The organism is Nocardioides rubriscoriae, from assembly GCF_008087085.1.
GTDB lineage: Bacteria > Actinomycetota > Actinomycetes > Propionibacteriales > Nocardioidaceae > Nocardioides > Nocardioides rubriscoriae.
In genome coordinates this window covers 588,790-607,604 of the sequence record NZ_VIYJ01000002.1, presented here as the reverse complement: position 1 = coordinate 607,604, position 18,815 = coordinate 588,790, and the positions used below count along the sequence as shown (strand labels likewise).

The window sequence follows — 18,815 nt, the reverse complement described above, 5'->3', positions numbered from 1 at the left end:
GTAGCGCAATGATTGCGAGTGTCAACCTTTCGAGCAGGTGCAGTACGGTGCGGACATGTCCACGTCGCGTCGGATGCAGGGACGAGCGGACGCCGAGATCGTCCGGCTCGTCTTCGACCTCACCGAGAACCTGCAGCACCGCTACGAGGCGGTCGCGGCCGAGCACGGCCTCACCCGGCAGCAGGCATCCCTGCTGGGGCTTCTCGACGAGCCCCGACCGATGAGCACCCTGGCGACCCTCCTGCAGCGCGACGCCAGCAACATCACGGGCCTGGTCGACCGGCTCGAGCGTCAGGACCTGGTCCGGCGCGAGCGCGACGAGCGCGACCGACGGGTCACGCTCGTGGCCCGCACCGCTTCCGGCGCCGACCTCCACGCGCGCTTCGAGACGGCCCTCTACGGCAGCGGGCTGCCGTTCTCGGCACTCTCCGAGGACGAGCGCGCCACCTTGTTGAGCCTGCTCACCCGGGTGGTGTGAGCGGTGCCCGTCTCCACCGATGAGTCCTCGTGCCGCCTCGGGTCGACACGTCCATGAGCCAGCTGCTGAGGGGCCACAACATCACCGTCTCCCGCGACGGGTACGCCGCCGGCGAGGGGCAGAGCCTGGAACGGCCGTTCGGGCACGCCGACCCCGGCACGATGTTCGCGTGGGCCTTCGGCACGGCGAGCTGGCCCAACCGCACCGAGCCCGGGGGCAGCCGCGGCCTCGAGGACTACCTGACCCGCGAGTTCCACCGCAACATCGGCGCCGAGATCATGGGGCGCCACAAGTTCGGCCCGCAGCGAGGTCCGTGGACCGACCACGAGTGGCAGGGCTGGTGGGGCGACGAGCCGCCGTTCCACACGCCGGTCCTCGTCCTGACCCACCACCCGAGGCCGTCGTTCACGCTGTCCGACACGACGTTCCACTTCGTCGACGCCGATCCGCAGACCGCCCTCGAGCTGGCGCGCGAGGCCGCCGACGGCAAGGACGTGCGCCTCGGCGGCGGCGCCACGACCATCCGTGCCTTCCTCGACGCGGACCTGGTCGACACCCTCCACGTCGCCGTCGTCCCCGTCGAGCTGGGTGCGGGCACCCGGCTGTGGACCTCCCCCGACGAGCTCGCCGACCGCTACCACGTCGACGTCGTGCCGCGCCCCGACGGGGTCGTCCACCACCTGTTCTGGCGGCGCTGACGAGGTCGGCCGTCGTTCAGCGCGTGTGGGTCACCCGCACGAGGACGGCGCGGCCCAGCTCGGGCGACAGGTCGAGCTCGAGCACCGGTCCGACACCCCGGGCGTAGAACTTGTTCTCGAGCACGTCGGGCTCCAGCGGGCTCGTGTTGGCGGTCTGCACGACCCCACGGTGCAGGCCCGTGGGCGTGCGCAGGACCTCGTGGGTCGACAGGATCCGGGCCCGGTCCTCGGCCACGCCGGCGCGGTACTCCTCGCGGTAGCCGCACCCGGGACGCGGACGGGCCGGCAGGATCATCCCCGCCTGGGCGCCGTCGCGGCCGTGCACCCACGACCCCTCGGTGCTGACCGGTACGCCGTCCTCGAAGGTCTGCGAGAACTCCCCCAGGTACCACAGGCTGCCGGCCGACTCCTGGGCGTACCAGTCCCAGGTGGCCTCGACGACCTCGCCGCCGACCCGCGCCACGTCGTGGACGACGCGGGCGCGCACCCCCTCGATGAGCCGGGTCCGACGGGACACCGTGACCCGGACGCGCGCCACCTCTCCTCCCCCGTGCTCGACGTAGTGCCAGGTGGTGCCAGGCCGCATCGGCCAGTACGGGTGGTCGATGCGCGCGGTGAAGTCCTCGGGACGCAGCCGCACCGCCTGCGACCCGTGGGGCAACTCGTAGGGGCCCGGCTGGGCGCAGTGCCGTGCCGCTGCCGGCCGGGCCTCGCCGGACGGCGCGGCAGGCGGTCGCGCCGCCGACGCTCCTGCGGTGACGGTGAGCGCCATCGCGGCGCTGGTCGCGACGAGCGTGACCCTGGTCCTCATGATCGGCTCCGGTCGGTCGGGGGCGTCTGTCCCCGCCACCCTCCCCCCGATCGCCGGTCGCCGCCAGGGTCCGGGGCCCCGGTCTCAGGAGGCGTTGACGAACCGGTCGCGTCCGGCCCGCTTGGCGTCGTACATCGCGGTGTCGGCGGCCACGAGCAGGTCGTGGGCGCTGGTGGTCGCGTCGGTGACCAGCCGCACCCCGACGCTGGCGGTGACGGCCCCGGTGATCTCGGGCACCCCTGCGGTGTGGCGGCGTACGACGTCGACGACGCGTTGGGCGACGCGGACGGCCACCTCGGCGTCGGCGTCGCGCAGCAGCACCGCGAACTCGTCGCCGCCCAGCCGCGCGACCACGTCGGTGTCGCGCAGGGCCGTGACCAGCAGCTGGGCCACCGACACGATCAGCCGGTCGCCGACGTGGTGGCCCAGGGCGTCGTTGACCCGCTTGAAGTGGTCGATGTCGAGGACCAGCACCGCCCCGCACGGCCCGGTCCAGCCCGGGTCGGCGCACGCCGCGAGGTGGTCCTCGAGGATCTCGTCGAAGGTGCGGCGGTTGACCAGGCCGGTGAGCGGGTCGCGCTCGGCGAGGCGGCGCAGCTCCTCGACCGAGCGGCGGGCCTCCATCTCGCGTCGCTGGGCGAGCCCGACGTCACGGGCCACCACCAGCGCGGCAGGCTCTCCGTGGAAGCCGAAGGGGACCACCGTCACCTGGTGCGGGGTGCCGTCGGTGGTCGAGTTGATCTCGCACTCCCCGGGCCGGCCCTCGAGCGCGCCACGGTAGAGCGGCTCGAGGACGGCGACGTTGTCGGGCGTGGAGGTCTCGGCCAGGGTGCGCCCGAGCCAGCTCTCGAGATCGTGGCGCAGGGCCCCGGCCCCGGAGACCTGCTGGTAGCGCAGGTCGGCGTCGACGACGAGCACGACCGTGTCGGGCAGCTCCTCGCCGAACCGCTCCCACTGGTGTTGGATCGCCGTCAGCTCCTGGGTCAGGGCGGTCAGGCGTTCCTCACGCTCGCGCAGGCGCCGTACGACGGACTGGATGCCGGGCCCGACCAGGCCGGCCACCGCCATCCAGAGCACGGCGCGACCCCAGTCGGCGGCGGGGTAGGACGGCTCCCCGACCACGAGGAGGGGCACGACGAAGATCAGGCCGGTCCCCACCACGGCGGCCGCCAGCGCGCGCGGGCCGCCGTGCAGGGCGAGCCAGAGCACGGGCAGGCTGACCAACGGGGCCAGGGCGGTCGTGGCGCCCGAGGCGTCGCGCAGCAGTGCGATGACCGCGAGGTAGGCGATCGGCGGGATCGCCCAGGTCCACGGGGGCCACCGACCCCAGGGCAACAGGCCCGCGGCGACGACGATCGCGGCGAACAGCAGCCCTGCCTCGACCAGACGCCCGTCGCTCTCCCCCGACGGCGGCAGCAGGAGCACGACGAAGCCGAGCAGCGCGCACGCCAGGAACGGCAGTGCCGCGCGAGTGCTCAGCGCTGGTCGTGCGTCCCGGTCGTCCTGGGCCATGGCTCTTCTCCCACGAAGCCGGGCGCCCCTCACGCCCGGCGCCCCCACCGTAGCCGGGACCACCACGACCCAGGTCGCGACTCAGGTCACGGCTCAGGTCTGTGCGCCGCGCCCGGTGGCGTCCTGCAACCGGTCGATGTGCTCGGAGGCCTCGGCCTTCGTGAGGTCACCGGACAGGGTCTCCCCTGCCTCTCGGGCCAAGGTGTCGAGGTAGCTGCGCTGGGCACCGGTCATCGGCTCGTCGCCGGTCACCCAGTCCTCGGGGTCCTTCTCGGTCGTGGTCGGGGTGTCGGCGCCCAGCAGCTCCTGGGGCTCGTCGGTCGAATGCGTGTTCGATTCAGTCATGGCACGAACCTACGTCGCTGATGCGCCCGGCAGGCCACCCCGACGGACGACCTGGCAGTGGGGCGGGGCCGACCGGACAGTCCCTCTGGTCCCTTGTGACCAGTTCCGACGCGAAGTATCACGACCGGCCCCCGAGGAGTCCTACCGTCGAAGGACAGGCCCAGACCCGCCACCGGCACCGCGAGAGGAGGTGGACCCGATGTGGGACACCCGGCAAGACGACCAGCCCGGTCACCTCACCCACGACCTGCCGTGCAACCGCTGCGGCCACGCCGTGCACACGTTCCTCGCGTGCAGCGACACCTGCGGCTGCGAGCCGTGCGTCATGCCCGGCAGCACCGGCGCGTTGCTCCTCAGCGCCTGACCCCGACCGGGGCCGGACCGGACCCGCGGCCTACGGGCGCAGCAGGACCTTGATCGCGGTGCGCTCGTCCATCGCCCGGTAGCCGTCGGCGACCTGGTCGAGGGGCAGCGTCAGGTCGAAGACCAGCCCGGGGTCGATCGTGCGGTCGAGCACGAGGTCGAGCAGCTCGGGCAGGTAGCGACGCACCGGGGCGATGCCGCCGGCCAACCCGACGTTCTTGCTGAACATCAGGCGCAGGGGCGCCTCCGCACCGTGCGGCACTCCGACGAACCCGACGGTCGCGCCGGGGCGGGCCACGCGGAAGGCCTGCTCGAACGCCGGGCCGTTGCCGACGCACTCGAGCACGGCGTCGCCGCCGACGCCACCGAGGATGTCCTTGACCGCGGCGACGCCGTCCTTGCCGCGCTCGGCGACCACGTGCGTGGCGCCGAACCTGCGGGCGAGCTCCTGGCGGGGCTCGTGGCGCGACATCGCGATGACCGTCTCGGCGCCCATGTGGGCCGCGGCCAGGACGCCGCACAGGCCGACCGCGCCGTCGCCGACCACGACCGCGGTGCCGCCCTTGCGGACCCCGGCGGCGACCGCTGCGTGCCAGCCGGTCGCCATGACGTCCGACAGCGTGAGCAGCGAGGGGATCAGGTCGTCGTCGGGCACGCCGTCGGTCTTGACCAGCGAGCCGTCGGCCTGGGTGACCAGCGCGTACTCTGCCTGGCCGCTCTGGGTGATGCCGAAGTTGTCGCAGGCCGACTGGGCGCCGTTGCGGCACGCCGGGCAGGTGTTGTCGCAGTGGTCGAACGGCACGACCACGAAGTCGCCGACCTTGAAGTCGCGCACCTCCGACCCGACCTCCTCGATGACGCCGAGGCACTCGTGGCCGATCGTGTGGGCGCTCTCGGTCTTGTCGTCGCCGCGGTAGGGCCACAGGTCGGAGCCGCAGATGCACGACGCGGTCACCTTGACGATCGCGTCGGTGGGCTTGCTGATCGTGGGGTCGGGGACCTCCTCGAAACGGATGTCGCGGGGTCCGTGGATCATCGTCGCCTTCATGACCCCGATCCAACCAGGACCCACCACGTCGACTCCACACGAGCCGTCCCCGGCGGTCGCCACGCCCGTCGCACTTTCCCCGATATCTCACATGTGAGTTACGGTGGGCGGCATGGCAGTCGACTACAAGGGCCGCATCGGCAACCTCATCCGCGACGCGCGCAAGCACCGCGGGCTCACGCAGGCCCAGCTGGCCGACCTCCTCAGCACGAGCCAGAGCGCGATCAACCGCATCGAGAAGGGCCACCAGAACCTCTCCCTGGAGATGCTGGCCCGCATCGGCGAGGCGCTCGACTCCGAGATCGTCGCCCTCGGCGCCGGCCCCACCCACCTGCGGGTGCAGGGGCCGACCAGCCTGTCGGGCTCGATCACGGTCAAGACGTCGAAGAACGCCGGTGTCGCGCTGCTGTGCGCCTCGCTGCTCAACAGGGGCCGCACCACGCTGCGCAAGGTCGCGCGCATCGAGGAGGTCAACCGGCTGCTCGAGGTGCTCAACAGCCTCGGCGTGCAGACGCGCTGGATCGGCGACGAGGGTGACCTCGAGATCGTGCCGCCCAGGGACCTCGACCTGAGCCGGATCAACGAGGAGGCCGCGCGGCGCACCCGCTCGGTCATCATGTTCCTCGGTCCCCTGCTCCACCGCGCCGAGGCCTTCGACCTGCCCTACGCCGGGGGCTGCAACCTCGGCGAGCGCACCGTCGAGCCCCACATGACCGCCCTGCGGCCCTTCGGACTCGAGGTCAAGGCCACCGACGGCAGCTACCACGCCCAGGTCAACCGTGCCGTCGAGCCGACCCGTCCGATCGTGCTCACCGAGCGCGGCGACACCGTCACCGAGAACGCCCTGATGGCCGCCGCCCTGCACCCCGGCGAGACGATCATCCGCAACGCCTCGTCCAACTACATGGTCCAGGACCTCTGCTTCTACCTGCAGAAGCTCGGGGTCCGCGTCGACGGCATCGGCACCACCACGCTGCGCATCACCGGTCTCGAGACGATCGACGTCGACGTCGACTACGCCCCCAGCGAGGACCCCATCGAGGCGATGTCGCTGCTCGCCGCCGCGATCGTCACCAAGTCGTCGATCACCATCAAGCGGGTCCCGATCGAGTTCCTCGAGATCGAGCTCGCGGTGCTCGAGGAGATGAGGTTCAACTACGACCGCTCCGACGAGTACGTCGCCCTCAACGGCCACACCCGACTCGTCGACCTCCACACCAAGCCGTCGCAGCTGATCGCGCCGCTCGACAAGATCCACCCGATGCCGTTCCCCGGGCTCAACATCGACAACCTGCCGTTCTTCGCCGTCATCGCGGCCGTCGCCGAGGGCCAGACCTTCCTGCACGACTGGGTCTACGAGAACCGCGCGATCTACCTCACCGAGCTGACCAAGCTCGGCGGCCACGTCAAGCTCCTCGACCCCCACCGCGTGATGATCGAGGGCCCCACGTCGTTCTCCGGCGCCGAGCTCGTCTGTCCCCCGGCCCTGCGCCCCGCCGTGGTCATCCTGCTGGCCATGCTCGCCTCCAAGGGCACCTCGGTGCTGCGCTCGACCTACGTCATCCACCGCGGCTACGAGGACCTCGCCGAGCGCCTCAACACTCTTGGCGCCAACATCGAGACGTTCAGAGACATCTGACCCGATTGGTCGCGGCTCCGGCGCGCACGTGCGGCGCCCCCGCGCCACCCTTGTAGGGCTCCGCGACGTGGCCCGGCGGGGCCGACCCGCACGAGTGCCCACCGGACCGCGAGGTGCGCCGTGTGGTGACGTGGCCGTGGGGCCGGGGCGCCTGTGCCTGCGCACGGGTCTCCCCTCCGCTCGGTGGCTGCGCCGTTCGCCAGGGCGCCATACTTCGTCGGTGACCCCACGCACCGGCCGGCCCTACCTCGACGAGGTGCTCGAGCAGCCGGGGGCGGTGCTGGCCCTGGCGCACCGGGGCGGGGCCTACCACCCCGAGATCGAGGGCCTCGAGAACACCCTGGAGGCCTTCCAGCACGCGGTGGCGCTGGGCTACCGCTACCTCGAGACCGACGTGCACACCACGGCCGACGGGGTGCTGATGGCGTTCCACGACGACGTGCTCGACCGGGTCTGCGACCAGCAGGGGCCCATCGCCGGGCTCACCCACGCCGACGTACGCCGGGCCCGGATCGGGGGGCGCAGCGAGATCCCCACGCTGGCCGCCCTGGTCGAGGGGCTGCCCGGTGCACGGTTCAACATCGACCTCAAGTCCGACGGTGCCGTGCACGCCCTGGCCGCCTTCGTCGCCGCACGCGGGCTCTGGGACGACGTCCTGGTCGGGTCGTTCTCCCGGGCCCGGCTGCGGGAGTTCCGTCGGCTCACCGCCCGGCGCGTGGCCACGTCGGCCGCACCGGCCGAGGTCGTCGCCTTCGTCGGCGGGCTGCCCGGTGGTGACTTCGACGCCCTGCAGGTGCCGCACCGCCGCGGCCGTCTGACGGTCACGACGGCGCGGCTCGTGCGCCGCGCCCACGCCGCACGCAAGCATGTGCACGTGTGGACGATCGACGAGGTCGAGGAGATGAGGGAGCTGCTCGACCTCGGCGTCGACGGTCTGGTCACCGACCGCACCGACCTGTTGAAGGACGTGCTCGTCGAGCGCGGCCAGTGGCTGACCGGCCGATGAGCCCTGGGAGGGGACACATGACGGGATTCGCGGACCTGGCGCCGCTCGAGCGCGCGCAGGAGCAGAAGGCCTGGTACTGGTACGACTGGGCCAACAGCGCCTACTTCACCACCGTGCTCTCGGTGATGTTCGCGCCCTACATGATCGAGGTCGCCGGCAACGCGGCCGGCTGCCCGGACAACCTCAAGGACGCCGCGACGTGCGGCAACACCGTCGGCGTGCTCGGGCTCAACCTCGCTGCGGGGTCGCTGCCCTTCTACCTGACCAGCTTCGCCACCATCGTCAGCGCGTTCGTGCTGCCGGTGGTCGGGGCGTTCGTCGACCGGTCGGCCCACAAGAAGAGGCACATGGCGTTCTTCGCGTGGGCCGGGGCCGCATTCGCGTCGCTGCTGTTCCTCATGCAGGACGACCAGTGGCAGGTCGGCGCGGTGGCCATCGTGTTCAGCAGCGTGCTGGCCGGCTGCTCGTTGGTCAGCTACTCAGCGATCCTGGTCGACATCTCGACCGAGGCCGAGCGCGACCACGTCTCCTCGCGCGGGTGGGCGTTCGGCTACCTCGGCGGCGGGACCCTGCTCGCCCTCAACCTGGCGATGTTCCTCGGCCACGGCCAGATCGGCCTCAGCAGCGCGTTCGCCGTGCGGCTCTCGCTGCTCTCGGCTGCGGTGTGGTGGGCAGGCTTCACCGTGATCCCCTTCCTGCGCCTGCGCGACCGTCCCCCGGTCGACCTGCTCCCGATCAGCGGCAGCGTGCTCGACCGCGGCTTCGGACAGCTGTGGCGCACGCTCAAGCAGCTGCGCGGCTACCCGATGACGCTGACCTTCCTGGCGGCGTACCTGTTCTTCAACGACGGCATCCAGACCGTCATCTACGCCGCCTCCACCTACGGCTCCAAGACCCTCGGCTTCGGCAACAGCGTGCTGATCGGCACCATCCTGCTGATCCAGTTCGTGGCTTTCGGCGGAGCGCTGCTGTTCGGCTGGATCGCCGCACGGGTCGGCAGCTACCGACCGATCCTCTACGGCGTGTTCGTCTGGATCGCCATCGTGGTCGTGGCGTTCTTCCTGCCTCGGGGCAACGTCGCGCTCTTCATGCTCGTGGCCGTCGCCATCGGGCTGGTCCTCGGCGGCACGCAGGCGCTGTCGCGCTCGTTCTTCAGCCTGCTCATCCCCCGCGGTCGCGAGGGTGAGTACTTCGCGCTCTACAACGCCGCCGAGCGCGGTACGTCGTGGCTCGGCACGTTCGTCTTCGCGCTCGTCTTCCAGCTCACCGACTCCTACCGCCCTGCGCTGCTCGCGCTCATCGCGTTCTTCGCGATCGGCGCCGTCTTCCTGCTCCGTCTCGATCCCCAGCGGGGTATCGAGGAGGCCGGCAACGTGGTGCCCGACTCGCTCCGGCGGGGGTTTCCTCCGCAGGGGTGAAGGCCCTGACCAGGGGTGATGCCGGAGTCCCACTTCTGCATGACAGGTGTTGACATTACGTCGTCGACATACCGAAGGTCTGTCGCCCATCAGGCTTGGAATCTTGTCGCGCTGGGTACCGTTGAACCACATGGTCGGGCGTCCCGCTCGACCACGACGTCCACGCTTACTGGTTTGGAGGTGCCTCATGGCAGAGCGCACACTGCGTGGTGCACGGTTGGGTGGTCAGAGCTTCGAGGACGAGCGCGGCATCGAGTTCGCCGCACGTCAGCAGGTCGGCTACCGGTGTCAGCAGGGTCACGACTTCGAGATCACCATGTCGGTGGAGGCCGACGTCCCGGCGGTGTGGGAGTGCCCCCGCTGCGGCGCGGAGGGCCTGAGCACCTCGGGCATCCAGCGCGAGGAGAAGGTCGAGAAGCCGGTCCGCACGCACTGGGACATGCTGCTGGAGCGCCGCTCCGAGAAGGAGCTCGAGGACATCCTCAAGGAGCGCCTCGAGCTGCTGCGCGGGGGCGAGATCGGTCCCGCCCACCTGCACCGCCCCGCACCGAAGAAGAAGTCGCGCGCGACCGCCTAGCGCCGGCGCCGGCTGGCCGCCGCCGTGTCGCAGCGTCAGTCGTCGATCACCTCACCCCGGACCACCGGTCCGGGGTGTTGTGCGTCCCGACGGCCCGTCGAGGCTCCGAACGGACCGCGCGGCCCGAGTGGCCCGACCACGGTCAGGCGCCGTGCCACGACCCCGGCGAGCAGCCGCCGGAAGACCGGACGCGTGAGCGGCAGGATGAGCAGGATGCCCGCGACGTCGGTGACGAAGCCGGGGCTGAGCATCAACGTGCCGCCGATGAGGATCAGCGCCCCGTCGGCCAGCTCGGTGGCCGGCATCCGCCCGCTGTCGAGGGCCGAGGTGAGTCCGCGCCAGGCCCGCCCGCCCTCGCGCTTGATCAGCCAGCTGCCGAGGATGCTGTCGGCGATCAGCAGCGCGATGGTCCACCAGGCGCCGATCACCTGGCCGACCTGGATCAGGACGTAGATCTCGAGGATCGGCACCACGACGAAGGCGGCGACCAGCACCCACGAGAGACGACGTCGGGCGGTGGCCATGTCTCCACTGTAGGTCGGCGCCGGTCAGCGACGTCGCAGGCCGCTGACGGCCCGATGCACCTGGTCGCGCCGCTCGCGCAGTCCCCACAGGGTGATCCGCCGCAGCGACTCGGTGGCGACGGCGCCGCTCATCTTGGACTCCCCGCGCACCCGCTCGACGAACTCGATCGGCACCTCGCGCACCACGAGCCCCGCGTGCAGCGTGCGCGTGACCAGGTCGGTCTGGAACACGTAGCCCGTCGACCGCACCTGGTCGAGGTCGATCTTCTCCAAGGTGCTGCGGCGGAACAGGCGGAACCCGGCGGTCGCGTCGCGCACGTCGATGCCGAGCAGCAGCCGGACGTAGAGGTTGCCGCCGCGCGACAGGGCCTCGCGCCGCAGCGGCCAGTTGACCACCCTGCCCCCGGGCACCCACCGCGACCCGATCACCAGGTCGGCGCCGGGCAGGGCCGCGAGCAGGCGGTCCAGCTGCTCGGGCTGGTGGGAGCCGTCGGCGTCCATCTCCCCCACGACGTCGTAGCCCTCGTCGAGGGCCCAGGCGAACCCCGCGAGGTACGCCGCACCGAGCCCGCCCTTGGCGCTGCGGTGCAGGACGTGGACGCGGGGGTCCGCGCCCGCGAGCCGGTCGGCGATCGCACCGGTGCCGTCAGGTGACTGGTCGTCGACGACCAGCACGTCGATGCCGGGTTGGGCGGCGTGCAGGCGCCCGACGATCCACTCGAGGTTGGCGGCCTCGTCGTAGGTCGGCAGCACCATGACGGTGCGCGGCTCGTTCACACGCGTAGGTCCTGGTCGTGGCGCGGCGTCTTCGGCTCGGCCGCTTGGGGCGCCCGGCTCGGCTGCCCGTCGGCGTGCGAGGCGCGTCGGCGTACGAGGATCCCCCACAGCACCCCGACGACGGCGATCCAGGGGGTGGTGGCGCGCAGGACCTCACCCACCTCCAACCCCGGCGTGACGCCGCTCTTGAGGTCGACCGTCTCGAGCACGACGTCCTGCGTACGGCGCTGGGTCCGGTCCACGACGGTCCCGTCGGGGGCGATGACGCCCGAGACGCCGTTGGTCGCGGCCACGACCACGTAGCGGCCGGACTCGATGGCTCGGGCCCGGGTGATCGCGAACTGCTGCTCGACCTGGTCGGTGAAGATGAAGCTGGCGTTGCTGGTCTGCACGGTGAGCAGCTGGGCGCCGCGGTCGACCTGCACCTTGATGCCGTCGTCGTAGGCGATGTCGAAGCAGATCGAGTCGGCGACCTTCACGCCGGCGATGCTCAACGGCGTGGTGCGGCTGCCGCTGAGCATGTCGCGCGGGATCCGCGCGAGCTGGCCCGAGTTGACGAGGCTGTCGGGCAGGACGCTGCGCAGCGGGATGTACTCGCCGTAGGCCACCGGGTGCCGCTTGGCGTAACGGTCGCCCGCGCCGGTCACGGGGTCCCAGACGATGCCCTCGTTGAGCACGTGCTGCTCCCCGGCGTCGACGATCGCGCCGACGAGCACGGGGACCCCGATGGCCTGGGCGGCCTGGCGGATGCCGGCGTTGATCGAGGCGTCCTCGAAGGGGTCGCGCGCCGTGGAGTTCTCGGGCCAGACCACGAAGTCGGGCCGAGGCGACTCCCCCGAGCTCACGCGCTCGGCCAGGGCCACCGTGGCGTCCACGTGGTTCTGGGTGAGCTGCTCGACATCGAGCAGCACGTCGTCACCGCGCCCGGGCACGTTGCCCTGCACCGCGGCGACCGTGGTGCGGCCCGTGGTCGCGAGGGTCCACGGCACGAACGTCGGGGCCGCGGCCGCCGCGGTGACCAGGACGACGGCGGCGAGGCTGAAGCGGCGCTCGTCGCCGCGCGACGACACCACCACCCGCGCCAGGAGGAAGCCCATGAGCGCGACGAGCAGGCTGACGCCGTTGACGCCGACGTAGGCCAGCGCCGGGGCGAGCGGGGTGTCGACCACGCCGAACCCCAGCCGTCCCCACGGCATCCCGCTGAAGGGCCAGGTAGCGCGGATCGTCTCCATCGCCACCCACGCCGCCGCCAGCCACGCCGGCCACGACCGCAGGCGTTGGAGCACGGGGGACACGGCGCCGAGGGCGCCGTAGAACAGGGTCTCGACGAACGCCAGCGCAAGCCAGGCGGGCAGCCCGATCGAGGGGCTCATCCAGTAGATGTGGGGGAAGTAGAAGGCCGCGCCGAACACCAGCCCGACCGCGAGACCCGCCCGCGACCGCACCTCGCGGGTGCACAGCGCGTACGCCGCCAGGCTGAGCGGCATGAGGTAGGCGACGGCCACCGGCTCGTAGGCCAGCGCGAGCGCGACCCCGGCGAGCGCTGCGACGAGGAAGCGTGCGAGCACCTGCAGAGGCTACCCAACGGGCCCTGGCGGGGTGGGACGAGGCCGGATGCGGCGATGCCGCGTGACGGGCCCTGCGATGCGGGCGTCGGGAGGGCCCACCGGGGCTCCGGCCGCCCCCGGCCACGGCTGGCTGCCGTGACGGGATCGTTGTCTCGGCCCGGATGGACCCTCCCGCGTCGCTCTCGCGGAGCGGACCGACCTCCGCGAACCATGGTCACCGCGATGTTGGCGCTACACCTGGTGATCAACGGCCACTCGGACGTCGGTCCGCCGGCCACGACCTGCACGAGCGAACGGCGGCAAGGTTTCCCTCACTGCGCCAGGGTGTCAACAGCCCTCTGACCTGGGAGAACAGGCAAAGTCGCAGGTCAGCGAAGACTCCCTAGTCCGGAAATAGTCCTCGAAATAGTCATTTGCCTCGGCGTGTCGCGGCGGACTCGCCGATGGTCGCGTGTACACGAGAGCCGCGGCTCACCCCTGCGTAGACACCGCGCCCGCCGGGCCGACCACAGCTCAGGCCGACCACAGGGCGGACGGAGCCGGAGGGTGGCCCGCAGGCGACCAGGTCAGGACGGCACGACCACGGTGCCGGTGGCGGTGGTGGCCAGCAGCGGCGGGTCGAGCACCTCCGCGCGGCCCGGCTGGGCGTCGGTGGCGGCGCCACGGGCGACGACGTGGACGGCGAAGTCCATGACGCGGGAGCGGGTGCCGGCGCGGACGAGCTCGGCGGTCACCTCGAGGACGTCACCGGCGCGGACGGGCGCCTTGAACTGAACGTCGGAGTAGGAGGCGAAGAGTCCCTCGTCGCCGTCGGTGACGATGCACAGCTCGGTGGCGACGTCGCCGAAGAGCCCGAGGCTGTAGGCGCCGTCGACGAGGTTGCCGGCGTAGTGGGCGTGGGCGTAGGGGACGTAGCGCTTGTGCACGACGCGGGTCCCGACGGTCGCGGTCATGACGCCACCTTGGCACCGGCGAGGCGGTGGGTGATGAAGGAGGCGACCTCGCCGGGGGTCGTGCCGCGGCCGAAGACCCGGTCGACGCCGAGCTCGTCGGCCATGGTCTCGTCGAAGCGGGGACCGCCGACGATGAGCAGCGGACGCCGGCCCGCGGGGTAGGACTCGCGGAACGCGGCCGACATCTCGCGGGTGTTGAGCAGGTGGGCGTCGCGCTGGGTGACGACCTGGGAGACCAGGACGGCGTCGGCCTTCTCGGCCCGGGCCCGCTCGACGAGCTGGGGCACCGAGACCTGGGCGCCGAGGTTGACCACCTTGAGCTCGCGGTAGTACTCGAGCCCCTTCTCGCCGGCGAAGCCCTTGATGTTGAGGATCGCGTCGATACCCACGGTGTGGGCGTCGGTGCCGATGCAGGCGCCGACGACGGTCAAGCGGCGCCGCAGGGAGCGCTTGACGGCGGCGTTGACCTCCTTGGGCGTCAGCAGTGGGTAGTCGCGCTCGACGACCTGCACGACGCTCGGGTCGACGACGTGGTTGACCCGGCCGTAGACCACGAAGAACGTGAAGTCGGGGCCCATGGGCTTGGCGTGCACGACCAGGGCGGGGTCCATCCCCATCTTGTTGGCCAGCTGCTGGGCCGAGCCCTCGGCGATCTTGGAGTGCGGCATCGGCAGGGTGAAGCTGAGCTGCACCATGCCGTCACCGGTCGTGTCGCCGTACGGCATGACGACCTTCATCGGGTCCTTCAGCGGGTCGCTGGTCGGCTCGCTCATCACAGCACCTCCTGGGCGTCGAGGATCTCGGTCGCCGGGTTGTAGTAGACGCTCGACTTGGCCGCGACACCGTCGAGGCCGCGGCCCGCGTCGGCGGGCCGCTTCATCAGCCCGAAGGTGCCGTCGGCGATCGCCTCGAGCAGGCCCTCGTCGACGATGCGGTCGAGCAGCTCGATCGACTCCCCCAGCACCTGGCGGGCGCGCTGGTGGATGACGCCGCCGGGCGCGGGGTGGAAGTCCTCGTGCAGGCGGCCGGCGGCCTCCATGACGTAGCGGACGTTCTGCAGGGCGATGTCGCGGTCGGAGATCCACGGCGTCACGACCGCCTCGGTCATCATGCCGACCAGCAGGATGCCCTGGCCGGTGAGCGCCCCGGCGAGGTTGAAGAACCCGTCGAGCAGGTTGCCCTTGAAGACGTCGCCGGTCATGTGGCGGGTGGGGGGCATCCACTTCAGCGGCGCGTTCGGGAAGACCTCACGGGCCAGGAGGGCGTGGGCCAGCTCGAGGCGGAAGGAGTCGGGCACCGCGGGGTCGATCTCGAAGGCGTGGCCCAGGCCGAGCTGCCAGTCCTCGAGCCCGGCCTCCTTGGCGAAGTACTCGTTGAGCAGCTGGCTGGTGGTGACCGTGTGGGCGGCCTCGATGGCGTCGGCGGTGGTGAGGTAGTTGTCCTCGCCGGTGTTGATGATGATGCCGGCGCGGGCGTGGACCTGGCGGCTGAAGCGCTGGTCGACGAAGGTGCGGATCGGGTTGATGTCGCGGAAGAGGATCCCGTACATCGAGTCGTTGAGCATCATGTCGAGCCGCTCGAGCCCGGCGAGAGCAGCGATCTCGGGCATGCACAGGCCGCTGGCGTAGTTGGTGAGCCGCACGTAGCGGCCGAGCTCCTTGCTCGACTCGTCGAGCGCGGCGCGCATCAGGCGGAAGTTCTCCTGGGTGGCGTACGTGCCGGCGTAGCCCTCGCGGGTGGCGCCCTCGGGCACGAAGTCGAGCAGGCTCTGCCCGGTCGAGCGGATGACGGCGATGACGTCGGCACCCTCGCGCGCGGCCTGCTGGGCCTGCGGGATGTCCTCGTAGATGTCGCCGGTCGCGACGATGAGGTAGATCCACGGCTGGCGGGGCGCGTCGCCGTGGCGCTTGATCAACCGGTCGCGCTCGGCGCGCCGCCGGTCGACGGTCTTCAGGCCGCGGGCGACCTGGCGGCGGCTGGCGGCGCGGGCGCGGGCGGCGTCCTTGCCCTCGGGAAGGCGGAAGGTGACCGACCCGGCGGCCGCCTTCTGGGCCAGGGTGGTGAGGTCCTCGGCCTCGTGACGCAGCAGGGCGTCCCAGACGGGCAGGGAGACGCCGTGCTCGAGACCCCCGACGTCGTGCAGGTCGGCCCGCACGGTGTCCATCAGGCGGTTGACCCACGGGGTGCCCTCGTCGTCGGCGCCACCGAGCCCGGCCAGGCGCAGCGTCGCGCGCTCGACGGCCACGGTCGTGTGCTTCTTGGCCATCGTCACGATGGGGCGCCCGGCCTTGCGGGCCAGGCTGCGCGCGTGCTTGACGGTGGCGGGGTCGAGGTCGAGCTTGCCGGTGGGCCTGCTCGGGCGGGGGCTCATGCGGGTGCTCCTTCGTGGACGGTGCGGCCGGCGGCCAGGAGCCGCACGAGCGTGGGCAGCTCGGTGCCGGGGGTGAGGTCGGGCAGGCCGTCGACCAGTGCGGCGGGGGTACGCCAGACGGCGAGGTCGGCGACGTCGCCGGCGCGCAGGTGGTCGGCCCGGTCGTGCTGGCCGGCAGCGGCCCACCCGCCCCGGGTGTGGGCGGCGAACGCCACCGCCGGGGTCAGGGCGTGCTCCGGGGCGTGGTGGTGGACGGCGGCGCGCACCGCGGCCCACGGGCCGAGCGCCGTGACCGGCGAGTCGGAGCCGAGGGCCAGCGTCGTGTGGCGGGCGAGCTCGGCGAACGGGTTGGTCTGCGCCCACCGCTCGCCGAGGCGGTCGGCGTACATGCCGTCGGGTCCGCCCCAGAGCGCGTCGAACACCGGCTGCACGCTGCAGACCACGCCCAGGCGGGCGATGACGTCGACCACCCGCGGCGACGGCAGCTCGACGTGCTCGAGCCGCAGCGCGCACAGCGCGTCGCCGACGACGGCGGCCGCGAGCTCGAAGCCGGTGGCGATCTCCTCGAGCGCGGCGTCGCCGATGGCGTGGAAGCCGGCCTGGAGCCCGGCGTGCGAGCAGGCCACGACGTGGTCGCGCACCTGCTCGGCGGTGACGTAGCCGTGTCCGCAGGTGTGGGGCGCGTCGTCGTACGGCGTGGCGAGGGCTGCGGTGCGGGAGCCGAAGGCCCCGTCGGCGATGAGGTCGCCGGCCAGGCCCGCGACGCCGAGGCGACGGGCCGTGTCGGCGGCCATCAGCTCGCCCCAGTAGACGACGGCGTGCAGGCCGGTCTCGGCGGCGGCCTGGCGCACCAGCGCGATCTCGGACTCGGGGCCGATGTGGGGTGCGGCGTTCTCGTGGAGGGCGACGATGCCCTGCGTGGCCATGGCGCGGCAGCCGGCGCGGGCGGCGTCGAGGCGCTCGGCGTCGGAGATCAACGACTCGAGGGTCGCGCGCACCGCGTGGTGGGCGTCGCGCTCGACGCGGCCGTCGGGGGTCCAGCCGTCGAGCTGCTCCAGGCCGGGCACCAGCGAGGCCAGCGCCGGCGAGATGACCGAGGAGTGCCCGTCGACCCGGGTGACGTAGGTACGGCGGCCGGGGGCGGCGCGGTCGAGCTCGGCACCGGTCGGGGGACGCGACTCGGGCCAGTCGGTCTCGTCCCAGCCCTGCCCGACCAGGACGCCGGCGTCGGGCGCGGCCGCGGCGTGGGCGGCCAGCGCGTCGAGGGCGCCGACCAGCGTGGGCGTGCCGGTGAGGTCGAGCCCGGTGGTCGCGAAGCCGGTGCGCACGGTGTGGACGTGGGCGTCGACGAACGCCGGGGCGACCAGGGCGCCGTCGAGGTCGGTCACCACCGGAGCGCCCTCGCCCGTCCCGGTCCAGCGGTCGGCGTCGACCTCGCTGCCGACGAACGCGATCCGGCCGCCCTCGACGCCGACCGCGGTGGCGGGCTCGCCGCCGACGAGCACGACGCCCCCGCGCAGGACCTGGCGCGCGGGCGCGGCGGGCAGGTCAGCCATCGAGCCGGCTCTCGAAGAGCCGGCGTACGCCGTCGTGGCTGCGCAGCAGGTCCATGGCGTACGCCGCGTGGCCCGGCACGTAGCCGTTGCCGACGAGCATCCGCACGTCGGCGGCCAACCCCTCGGCGCCCAGCGCGGCGGCGGAGAACGAGGTGGCCATGGAGAAGAAGACCACGGTGCCGCCCTCGGCGGTCGCCAGCACGGCACCGCCCTCGCAGCCGGGCACGTCGACGCACACGACGGTGACGTCGGCCGACCCACCGGCCTTCTGCACCGCGTCGCGCAGCGCGACGGGGTCGCGGGCGTCGGCGATCGCCACCTCGTCGGCCAGGCCGGCCCCGGTGAGCAGGTCGGCCTCGCCCTGGTGGGGCACGACGCCGATGGTGCGGGCGGCGCCGGCGTCGGTCGCGGCCGCGAGCGAGAGCGAGCCCGACTTGCCGGCTCCCCCGACGACGGCCACGACGGGCGCGCGCCCGGCGGCGACGTACTCGCCGACGACGCGGGCGGTCAGGGCGGGGGCGCCGCAGACGTCCATCACCGACAGGCTCAGCGGGACGGGGAGGTCGTCGGGGATGACCGCGGCGATCGACCGGCCGAAGAGCACGGCGTAGCCGTCGCACGGCACCTGCTCGCCCCGCCCGTCCCAGGCGGCGAGACCGTCCTCGATGACCAGCGGGGTCAGGGTCAGCGAGACCAGGGTGGTGACCCGGTCACCCACGGCGAGGCCGAGGGGCGAGTCGGGGCCGACCTCCTCGACGGTGCCCACGAGCATGCCGCCGGAGCCGGTCTCGGGGTTCTGCATCTTGCCGCGGGTCGCGACGATGTCGAGGACCGCGCGGCGGATCGCGTCGCCGTCGACGCAGCCGTCGACGGTGTGGGTGCGCTCGAGCTGGCGGAACGACGCCGCGTCGAGGTTGAGCCGCTCGACGCGGATGCGCACCTCGTCGGGCCACAGCTCACGGCGGGTGTCGAGCTGTTGCGCGGCCTGCGGCAGCACGACGGGCCGGTCGAGCACCCGGTGCAGCCCGGTGGGGTCGCTCTCACGCGTCACGGTTCGTTGTCCTTCGTGATGATCCTGTAACAGGAGGATTTGCGGCGTGTAGTTGCACAAGCCGGACGATCTGCACGTACTCTAGGTCACACGGCGCCCCTGGCGCAGGTCAGCGAGGCA

At 72.3% G+C, this 18,815-nt stretch carries 19 protein-coding genes; 7 read left to right on the top strand and 12 right to left on the bottom strand.

What is annotated here, in order from left to right; all coding sequences use genetic code 11:
• Positions 1 to 55: 55 nt before the first annotated feature.
• Positions 56 to 478 (top strand): MarR family winged helix-turn-helix transcriptional regulator, encoded by a 423-nt coding sequence (locus tag FZC61_RS06255; protein WP_211357112.1) that lies wholly within the window; start codon positions 56 to 58, stop codon positions 476 to 478.
• Between the two features lie 53 nt (positions 479 to 531).
• Positions 532 to 1,176, top strand: a complete 645-nt coding sequence (locus FZC61_RS06250) for a dihydrofolate reductase family protein (RefSeq protein ID WP_148613246.1) — start codon at positions 532 to 534, stop codon at positions 1,174 to 1,176.
• Between the two features lie 16 nt (positions 1,177 to 1,192).
• Here the strand turns inward: FZC61_RS06250 and FZC61_RS06245 are convergent, their stop codons facing one another.
• The 3 genes from FZC61_RS06245 to FZC61_RS06235 all read right to left on the bottom strand — a co-directional run bounded on the left by FZC61_RS06245 (position 1,193) and on the right by FZC61_RS06235 (position 3,844).
• On the bottom strand, positions 1,193 to 1,987 hold the full coding sequence (locus tag FZC61_RS06245; RefSeq protein WP_148613245.1) for a hypothetical protein: 795 nt from the start codon (positions 1,985 to 1,987) through the stop codon (positions 1,193 to 1,195).
• 84 nt (positions 1,988 to 2,071) lie between these two features.
• Positions 2,072 to 3,499 (bottom strand): GGDEF domain-containing protein, encoded by a 1,428-nt coding sequence (locus FZC61_RS06240; protein WP_148613244.1) that lies wholly within the window; start codon positions 3,497 to 3,499, stop codon positions 2,072 to 2,074.
• 93 nt (positions 3,500 to 3,592) lie between these two features.
• On the bottom strand, positions 3,593 to 3,844 hold the full coding sequence (locus FZC61_RS06235; RefSeq protein WP_148613243.1) for a DUF3072 domain-containing protein: 252 nt from the start codon (positions 3,842 to 3,844) through the stop codon (positions 3,593 to 3,595).
• 199 nt (positions 3,845 to 4,043) lie between these two features.
• On the opposite strand from FZC61_RS06235, the gene FZC61_RS22965 reads away from it, so the two are divergent.
• Entirely contained in the window at positions 4,044 to 4,208 is a 165-nt protein-coding gene (locus FZC61_RS22965; protein WP_170285996.1) for a hypothetical protein, read from the top strand.
• 30 nt (positions 4,209 to 4,238) lie between these two features.
• Here the strand turns inward: FZC61_RS22965 and FZC61_RS06230 are convergent, their stop codons facing one another.
• On the bottom strand, positions 4,239 to 5,255 hold the full coding sequence (locus FZC61_RS06230) for a zinc-dependent alcohol dehydrogenase family protein (protein ID WP_148613242.1): 1,017 nt from the start codon (positions 5,253 to 5,255) through the stop codon (positions 4,239 to 4,241).
• A gap of 112 nt (positions 5,256 to 5,367) precedes the next feature.
• On the opposite strand from FZC61_RS06230, the gene FZC61_RS06225 reads away from it, so the two are divergent.
• The 4 genes from FZC61_RS06225 (at position 5,368) to FZC61_RS06210 (ending at position 9,895) form a co-directional block, all read left to right on the top strand.
• Positions 5,368 to 6,894, top strand: a complete 1,527-nt coding sequence (locus tag FZC61_RS06225; protein WP_148613241.1) for a UDP-N-acetylglucosamine 1-carboxyvinyltransferase — start codon at positions 5,368 to 5,370, stop codon at positions 6,892 to 6,894.
• Positions 6,895 to 7,114: 220 nt separating this feature from the next.
• Complete coding sequence (locus FZC61_RS06220; protein WP_246142559.1) at positions 7,115 to 7,900, top strand: glycerophosphodiester phosphodiesterase family protein; 786 nt, start codon at positions 7,115 to 7,117, stop codon at positions 7,898 to 7,900.
• Positions 7,901 to 7,917: 17 nt separating this feature from the next.
• A complete protein-coding gene (locus FZC61_RS06215) occupies positions 7,918 to 9,318 on the top strand; it encodes an MFS transporter (RefSeq protein ID WP_148613240.1) in 1,401 nt (466 codons plus the stop codon).
• 187 nt (positions 9,319 to 9,505) lie between these two features.
• Positions 9,506 to 9,895, top strand: coding sequence for an RNA polymerase-binding protein RbpA (locus FZC61_RS06210; RefSeq protein WP_148613239.1), 390 nt, complete (start codon positions 9,506 to 9,508; stop codon positions 9,893 to 9,895).
• A 35-nt stretch (positions 9,896 to 9,930) separates the two neighbouring features.
• Here FZC61_RS06210 and FZC61_RS06205 read toward each other — a convergent pair whose 3' ends face one another.
• The 8 genes from FZC61_RS06205 to kdd form a co-directional block, all read right to left on the bottom strand.
• Complete coding sequence (locus tag FZC61_RS06205) at positions 9,931 to 10,419, bottom strand: FxsA family protein (RefSeq protein WP_148613238.1); 489 nt, start codon at positions 10,417 to 10,419, stop codon at positions 9,931 to 9,933.
• 24 nt (positions 10,420 to 10,443) lie between these two features.
• The gene (locus FZC61_RS06200; RefSeq protein WP_425465808.1) at positions 10,444 to 11,196 is read right to left on the bottom strand and encodes a polyprenol monophosphomannose synthase; all 753 of its coding nucleotides are present in this window, start codon (positions 11,194 to 11,196) and stop codon (positions 10,444 to 10,446) included.
• The gene (gene lnt, locus FZC61_RS06195) at positions 11,193 to 12,764 is read right to left on the bottom strand and encodes an apolipoprotein N-acyltransferase (RefSeq protein ID WP_246142558.1); all 1,572 of its coding nucleotides are present in this window, start codon (positions 12,762 to 12,764) and stop codon (positions 11,193 to 11,195) included. Before lnt ends, FZC61_RS06200 begins: the two co-directional genes overlap by 4 nt.
• A gap of 566 nt (positions 12,765 to 13,330) precedes the next feature.
• Entirely contained in the window at positions 13,331 to 13,717 is a 387-nt protein-coding gene (gene kal / locus FZC61_RS06190) for a 3-aminobutyryl-CoA ammonia lyase (RefSeq protein WP_148613237.1), read from the bottom strand.
• On the bottom strand, positions 13,714 to 14,490 hold the full coding sequence (gene kamE / locus FZC61_RS06185; protein ID WP_246142557.1) for a lysine 5,6-aminomutase subunit beta: 777 nt from the start codon (positions 14,488 to 14,490) through the stop codon (positions 13,714 to 13,716). Before kamE ends, kal begins: the two co-directional genes overlap by 4 nt.
• Positions 14,490 to 16,088: a lysine 5,6-aminomutase subunit alpha gene (gene kamD, locus FZC61_RS06180; protein WP_148613236.1), complete on the bottom strand. Its 1,599-nt coding sequence runs from the start codon at positions 16,086 to 16,088 to the stop codon at positions 14,490 to 14,492. The genes kamE and kamD overlap by 1 nt, the downstream gene beginning before the upstream one ends.
• A complete protein-coding gene (locus FZC61_RS06175; protein ID WP_148613235.1) occupies positions 16,085 to 17,644 on the bottom strand; it encodes an amidohydrolase in 1,560 nt (519 codons plus the stop codon). Before FZC61_RS06175 ends, kamD begins: the two co-directional genes overlap by 4 nt.
• Complete coding sequence (gene kdd, locus FZC61_RS06170; RefSeq protein WP_148613234.1) at positions 17,637 to 18,695, bottom strand: L-erythro-3,5-diaminohexanoate dehydrogenase; 1,059 nt, start codon at positions 18,693 to 18,695, stop codon at positions 17,637 to 17,639. The genes FZC61_RS06175 and kdd overlap by 8 nt, the downstream gene beginning before the upstream one ends.
• Positions 18,696 to 18,815: the final 120 nt, after the last annotated feature.